General features: G+C 47.1%; 6 protein-coding genes. 4 read left to right on the top strand and 2 right to left on the bottom strand.

The annotated features are described in order from the left end of the window. Positions 1–277: 277 nt before the first annotated feature. The gene (gene mobB / locus NXT09_RS17405; protein WP_268580694.1) at positions 278–799 is read right to left on the bottom strand and encodes a molybdopterin-guanine dinucleotide biosynthesis protein MobB; all 522 of its coding nucleotides are present in this window, start codon (positions 797–799) and stop codon (positions 278–280) included. Continuing rightward, positions 789–1,367, bottom strand: coding sequence for a molybdenum cofactor guanylyltransferase MobA (mobA, locus tag NXT09_RS17400; protein WP_268580693.1), 579 nt, complete (start codon positions 1,365–1,367; stop codon positions 789–791). Before mobA ends, mobB begins: the two co-directional genes overlap by 11 nt. Positions 1,368–1,577: 210 nt before the next feature. On the opposite strand from mobA, the gene NXT09_RS17395 reads away from it, so the two are divergent. The 4 genes from NXT09_RS17395 to polA all read left to right on the top strand — a co-directional run bounded on the left by NXT09_RS17395 (position 1,578) and on the right by polA (position 6,857). Beyond that, the gene (locus NXT09_RS17395; RefSeq protein WP_005968263.1) at positions 1,578–1,847 is read left to right on the top strand and encodes a YihD family protein; all 270 of its coding nucleotides are present in this window, start codon (positions 1,578–1,580) and stop codon (positions 1,845–1,847) included. A gap of 78 nt (positions 1,848–1,925) precedes the next feature. Beyond that, complete coding sequence (locus NXT09_RS17390) at positions 1,926–2,912, top strand: serine/threonine protein kinase (RefSeq protein WP_268580692.1); 987 nt, start codon at positions 1,926–1,928, stop codon at positions 2,910–2,912. Between the two features lie 24 nt (positions 2,913–2,936). After that, positions 2,937–3,560, top strand: coding sequence for a thiol:disulfide interchange protein DsbA (gene dsbA / locus NXT09_RS17385; RefSeq protein WP_205551851.1), 624 nt, complete (start codon positions 2,937–2,939; stop codon positions 3,558–3,560). A gap of 378 nt (positions 3,561–3,938) precedes the next feature. Beyond that, entirely contained in the window at positions 3,939–6,857 is a 2,919-nt protein-coding gene (polA, locus tag NXT09_RS17380; RefSeq protein ID WP_268580691.1) for a DNA polymerase I, read from the top strand. Positions 6,858–6,985 lie beyond the last annotated feature (128 nt).

Below are 6,985 nucleotides of genomic sequence, written 5' to 3'. Positions count from 1 at the left end.
CAGAAGTGAAACGCCGTAGCGCCGATGGTAGTGTGGGGCTTCCCCATGTGAGAGTAGGGAACTGCCAGGCATCAAATAAGTGAAAAGCCCTCGTCGAAAGACGAGGGCTTTTTGCTATGGGGACGTTTTCGGGTTAGCTGCAACGATTTGCTCACTGTTGTGCACTTATTTAGGTGTATCCGGTAGATGATCTAGCGGCTATGGAACATGAGGGCAGAAATCCACGCCCTACCAGACATAACCCAATGGTTCAGTGTGAACAGTAGTCTATTCCGCACTATATATTGTTATTTTTGAGCCATTGTCGGATAAAAGCAGCAACCTGTTCTGGTTGATTGATATCGAGCACAGGAAGCCAGGTGTCTATCTCTGTATCCGCTGCAATCGCAATGACGTATTCATCGATCAAATCATTTAATTCTCTACCCAACGATTGGCGAAACAAGGCTATTTTAGCGATCTTCTCGTGTTTGAACCCCTCAACCAGCACTAGATCGAGAGCTGATGCATCCATTTTCCCAGCTAGATCGTAAATATTGGGTTCTTCCTGATCAGGAGTCTCCGTCATCAGCGCCCACCTTTGGCTGCTGGCAACAATCGTTTGTGCTGCGCCTGCCTTACGGAGCTCGTAGCTATCTTTACCTGGCGTATCAATATCCATCTGATGATGTGTATGTTTAATGAGTCCGACTCGAACACCATGCTGAGTCAGCAGTGGGATGACGTGTTTAAGTAATGTCGTTTTACCTGTGCCGCTATAAGCAGCAATAGCGAGCAAGGGGACACGATTAGGATTCACGGTGTTGCTCCTCCCAATTGGATAAATCTTCAGGCGAATTCATATTGCGAAACGCTTCAGGCTGATCGCTAAATGAAACGGCGTTTGCTCCAACCTGTTCCATAAATAGCATCAGCTTACGGTTTCCAAGGTGCAGATAGGTCTCTAGTGATTCAATAAGGTTTCTATTGATTAAGAGTAATGTGGGATGTGACCGTTCTCCATCAGTGGCATAAGCCGCATTGGCTTCCCCACGTGCTTGCCACAAGCGGCTTACCAGATCGCAAGGGAGTGCCGGGACATCGCAAGGGACGAATGCGACCCATTCGGATGGAGAGGCATGTAATCCACTTAGAATACCTGCCAGCGGGCCTGGAAAGCTTGTATCAACGTCACTAATAATGCGGCAACCACTTTGTGCATACACAGCCTGATTGCGATTAGCGCTGATCATGACTTCATTGACCTGTGCTTTAAGCCGAGACAGAACATGCAGATATAGCGGCTCACCGTTCAGTGCTATCAGACCTTTATCGTGCCCGCCCATGCGCGTTGCACGCCCGCCTGCGAGAATAACGCCTGTAATCATTTCACTTTCCAATTATCGATGCCCACTTTCCTCTACCGAAAGCTTGTGGGGCCAAACCATACGCTATTCTCTGAAAACTTTCGCAGAAGACCAAGTTCTTTCCTCATGTGAGCAAGGCTGTTATTTTTATCGCTATATACTCAATATCGCTCAAGTCGCTTCCTGCATATTGAAATTTATTGAGTACAAATCGTTTTTAAGGAGAAAAAAATGAAATGTCATCGCGTTAATGAGCTTATTGAACTGTTGCACCCAGCCTGGCAAAAAGAACCCGATTTAAATCTGGTACAATTTTTACAAAACCTTGCACAGGAGGCGGGGTTTGAGGGGCAGTTAAATGAACTGACTGATGATATCCTTATTTACCATCTAAAAATGCGTGATGCAGATAAAGAACAAGTCATCCCCGGTTTGAAGAAGGACTACGAAGAAGATTTTAAGACCGCTTTGCTTCGTGCCCGGGGAGTTATTAAAGACTAGTGGAAAGGAATAACACGTTCATGATGCTAACTATTGCACGCATATCTCTTACGTCGCCTCTAACCATTTGTGGCCGTGATGAATAGTTCGATATTTAATTTTCAGACGCTATTCCCAGATCTGATCGTGGATGCCTTACTGGACGTTGGGCTGCGCGTTGATTCTGGTTTGACGGCATTAAACAGTTATGAGAATCGGGTGTACCAGTTTGCGGATGAAGATCGTAAACGATTCGTGGTGAAATTTTATCGCCCGGAACGGTGGAGCGCGTCGCAGATTCAGGAAGAGCATATTTTTGCCCAACAATTGGCAGAAGATGAAGTCCCTATTGTCGCGCCCGTCTCGCTGAATGGGCAAACGTTGAACGTCTATGAAGGGTTTCATTTTGCCGTATTCCCCAGCGTAGGCGGGCGGCAGTATGAAATGGATAATGAAGACCAGCTAGAGTGGGTCGGTCGTTTTCTCGGCCGGATTCACCAGACGGGGCAGAAATCGTTATTCACCGAACGTCCTACGATCGGGGTAAATGAATACCTGCATGAACCTTATCGGTTGTTGGAGACATGTCCGCTAATACCGAAAATACATCGACATGATTTTTTACAGGCGACCCGTCAACTGATTGATACAGTTGAAACTTATTGGCATAACGACTGGAGACCACTGCGTCTGCATGGGGATTGTCATCCAGGCAATATTTTGTGGCGTGATGGCCCGCTCTTTGTGGATTTGGATGATGCCCGCAATGGTCCGGCAATACAGGATTTATGGATGCTGTTGCACGGTGACCGTCGTGAACAACGTATTCAACTGGATATCTTGTTAGAAGCCTATAGCGAATTTGCGGAATTTCAGGAGAAAGAGCTCTTGCTGATTGAGCCTCTTCGTGCGATGCGGCAGGTTTATTATCTGGCTTGGGTTGCCCGTCGCTGGGAAGACCCCGCTTTTCCGAAAAATTTCCCCTGGATGACGGATGCTGATTTCTGGTTGAAGCAAACGGCAATATTTATTGGGCAAACTCAGCTGTTGCAGGAACCTCCTCTACAGCTAATGCCAATGTACTGAAATTAAATGGAGAGAGTGAAATTTATGAAAAAATTATGGCTTGCGCTGATTGGCGTTGTTCTGGCATTTAGTGCTTCTGCTGCAGAGTTTTCTGACGGCAAGCAATATGTAGAATTAGATAAACCTGCAACTCAGGAGCCTCAGGTTCTAGAGTTCTTCTCATTCTATTGCCCGCACTGTTATCAATTTGAACAGGTTTATCACGTTCCAGATGCAGTAAAAAAAGCGTTGCCAGAGGGTACGAAGATGACACGTTATCACGTGGACTTCTTGGGCCCATTGGGTAAAAACCTGACGCAGGCCTGGGCTGTTGCTATGGCGCTGGGCGTTGAAGATAAAATTACCCCGCTGATGTTTGATGCAGTTCAGAAAACACAGACTGTACAAAAACCGGATGATATTCGCGAAGTCTTTGTGAAAGCTGGCGTGAGTGCGGAAGAATTTGATGGTGCTCTGAATAGCTTTGTTGTGAAATCTCTGGTTGCCCAGCAGGAAAAAGCGGCCGCCGATTTACAATTACGCGGCGTTCCAGCCATGTTCGTGAACGGTAAATATATGATCAAGAATGATGGTCTTGATACCAGTTCAATGGATGGGTATGTAAAACAGTACGCTGACGTGGTGAAGTTCCTCATTACCAAGAAGTAATTATTTAATAAGTCATGCGGGTAAAACCGCATGACCTTATACCTTCCCGCGGTTCATCTTCTTATCTTTTATATCTCATCAGCCCGCAATATCTATTTATCTGTTTGTTTATATCCACAAATTGGATGACGGTTTCTTATGCCTTAAAAATAAACAACTTATATTATAACTTAATGAAATTAATGGATATAAAAAAATAGCTGAAGAGAATAGGAGGAATTAGCAATTAAGCGGATAAAACTATTCACAAAGTTATCCACAGGAAGATCTTGCGAGGATCCATGCAAAATCAGCCAATATCTCACGTTAAGGATCGTCTCTTTCCCTGACCTATGGCATGCTTAGCGCTATGACAGACAACAACGATCATGGCAGGCTATGGCTCAGATTGCAGAAAATCCTTTAATACTGGTAGACGGTTCATCCTATTTGTATCGTGCTTATCACGCTTTCCCACCGTTAACAAACAGCGCGGGAGAAGCCACCGGTGCAATGTATGGCGTACTGAATATGCTACGCAGTTTGCTGCTGCAATATCAGCCCAGCCACGTTGCCGTCGTTTTTGATGCGAAAGGGAAAACGTTTCGCGATGAACTGTTCGAAAATTATAAGGCTCACCGCCCACCGATGCCGGAGGATCTACGCGAGCAAATAGAGCCTCTGCATAAGATGGTGAAAGCAATGGGGTTGCCGCTTCTGGCGGTTTCCGGCGTAGAAGCGGACGATGTGATTGGTACGCTCGCCGTTCAGGCGGAAAAAGCGGGTAGGTCGGTGCTGATTAGTACCGGCGATAAAGATATGGCGCAGCTGGTGACGCCGAGCGTGACGCTCATTAATACCATGAATAACTCGATTCTTGGCCCACAGGAAGTGTGTGATAAGTACGGTATTCCTCCTGAGCTGATTATCGATTTCCTCGCGCTGATGGGGGATGCATCGGATAACATTCCCGGTGTACCTGGCGTGGGTGAAAAAACGGCTCAAGCGCTATTACAAGGGCTCGGCGGGCTAGATTCGCTATATGCCAATCTTGATAAAATTGCCGGGCTTTCCTTCCGTGGTGCGAAAACCATGGCGCCGAAGCTGGAACAGCACAAAGACGTGGCCTACCTCTCTTATCAGCTAGCCACCATTAAAACGGATGTCGAGCTGGAGCTTACCTGCGATCAGCTCACCGTTAACGAGCTGGATGTGGATGAACTGCATCGTCTCTTTTCCCGTTATGAATTTAAACGCTGGTTATCCGATGTTGAATCAGGCACTTGGATGCAGGGTAAAAAGAGTAGCCAGCCTGTTCAACTAGCGGCAACTACGTTGGATAAAGCAGTAGTCAGCCATAGTAATGTTTATTGTAATACTGTATCGCCAGCAATAAATTTGCCTAAAAAATATGCAGTCAACCACAGTAATGTTTATTGCAATACCGTCGCATTGGCTTCACCTGTACTAAAAAAATCTTCCGAAGAAAACAGAGCCCCTACGCTTTCTGCCGACGGTTATGTCACGATTCTTGATGAAAAAACGCTGCTCGATTGGGTTGAGCGTTTAAAACAGGCTGAAGTTTTCGCTTTTGATACGGAAACCGACGGATTGGATACGCTTACCGCTAATCTGATTGGTTTGTCATTTGCGATTAAACCGGGCGAAGCGGCTTATTTGCCGCTGGCGCATGACTATCTGGATGCGCCAGAACAGTTGGATCGCACCAAGGTGTTGGCTTTGTTCAAACCGCTGCTGGAAGATGAGAAGCTGCTTAAGATTGGCCAGAATCTCAAATTTGATAAAGGCGTGATGCAGCGGTATGACATCGATTTACGCGGCATCGCGTTTGATACCATGCTGGAATCTTACGTGCTCGACAGCGTGGCGGGCCGTCATGATATGGATAGCCTGGCTGAACGCTATCTGAGCCACAAAACCATTACCTTTGAAGAGATCGCGGGTAAGGGAAAAAATCAGCTGACGTTTAATCAGATTGCGCTGGAACAGGCTGGGCCTTATGCGGCCGAGGATGCGGATGTTACGCTGCATCTGCACCAGAAGCTCTGGGGAAAACTCCAGCCGCATGCCGATCTGTGCCAGGTTTTCCAGACGATCGATATGCCGCTGGTGCCGGTTTTATCTCGCATCGAGCGTACCGGCGTACTGATCGATCCCGCCATTCTCGCGGAACACTCAAAAGAGCTCACAACCCGTCTGGCAGAGCTGGAAACACAAGCCTATGAGTTGGCGGGCGAAGAGTTCAATCTCTCATCGACCAAGCAGCTACAGGGCATTCTGTATGAAAAGCAAAAGCTGCCTATTCTGAAGAAAACGCCAAAAGGTGCGCCATCAACCAATGAGGAAGTGCTGGCTGAACTGGCGATGGATTACCCTCTGCCGAAGCTGATCCTGGAATATCGTGGGTTGGCCAAGCTGAAATCTACTTACACCGATAAGCTGCCGTTGATGATCAATCCGGCGACGAAGCGTGTTCATACGTCTTATCATCAGGCTGTTACTGCGACCGGGCGTTTGTCTTCCAGCGATCCGAACCTGCAAAACATCCCGGTGCGTAATGACGAAGGGCGCCGTATTCGTCAGGCATTCATTGCGCCTAAGGGCTACAGCATTGTTGCGGCGGACTACTCGCAAATCGAACTCCGTATCATGGCGCACTTATCGGGTGATAAAGGCTTGTTGAATGCGTTCGCGAACGGGCTGGATATACACCGGGCAACGGCGTCAGAGGTGTTTGGCATCGCGCTGGATAAGGTGACATCAGAACAGCGTCGCAGTGCGAAAGCGATCAACTTCGGTCTGATCTATGGCATGAGCGCGTTTGGCTTGTCGCGTCAGTTGAATATTCCCCGTAGCGAATCGCAGAAATACATGAACCTGTATTTTGAGCGCTACCCGGGTGTGCAGGATTACATGGAGCGTACACGCCAACAGGCTGCGGAACATGGCTATGTATCCACGCTGGACGGTCGCCGCCTCTATCTGCCTGATATCCATTCTCGTAATGCGATGGCGCGTAAAGGCGCAGAACGTGCGGCGATTAACGCCCCAATGCAGGGCACCGCTGCTGATATTATTAAGAAAGCGATGATCGCGATTGACGATTGGCTACAGAAAGACACGCCGAAGGTGAAGATGATCATGCAGGTTCACGATGAATTGGTTTTCGAGATTCATGATTCGGTTATTGAAGAATCCATTAGTAAAATCAAAGCATTAATGGAAGGTTGTATGCAATTGAATGTTCCGTTACAGGTAGACATCGGTACGGGCATGAACTGGGATGAAGCACATTAATGGCCGATTCTTGCGCTATTTCTGTAATTAAATAACAGTATTGTGTGACCTGGTTTAACTTTGTGTAATCGATAACCATTTTCTATGAAAGTAAACAACAAAAAAGCCTTTGTTCCCGTGAAAAAATA

It is taken from the genome of Pectobacterium jejuense, from assembly GCF_026800125.1.
Classification (GTDB): Bacteria; Pseudomonadota; Gammaproteobacteria; order Enterobacterales; family Enterobacteriaceae; genus Pectobacterium; species Pectobacterium jejuense.
This window is presented reverse-complemented; position numbering and strand designations above follow the sequence as displayed.

Bases quoted from the DNA above. Each gene is read 5' to 3' on its own strand.
- dsbA (WP_205551851.1), top strand. From the start codon at position 2,937: ATGAAAAAATTATGGCTTGCGCTGATTGGCGTTGTTCTGGCATTTAGT.
- mobA (WP_268580693.1), bottom strand. From the start codon at position 1,367: ATGATTACAGGCGTTATTCTCGCAGGCGGGCGTGCAACGCGCATGGGC.
- polA (WP_268580691.1), top strand. From the start codon at position 3,939: ATGGCTCAGATTGCAGAAAATCCTTTAATACTGGTAGACGGTTCATCC.
- NXT09_RS17390 (WP_268580692.1), top strand. From the start codon at position 1,926: ATGAATAGTTCGATATTTAATTTTCAGACGCTATTCCCAGATCTGATC.
- NXT09_RS17395 (WP_005968263.1), top strand. From the start codon at position 1,578: ATGAAATGTCATCGCGTTAATGAGCTTATTGAACTGTTGCACCCAGCC.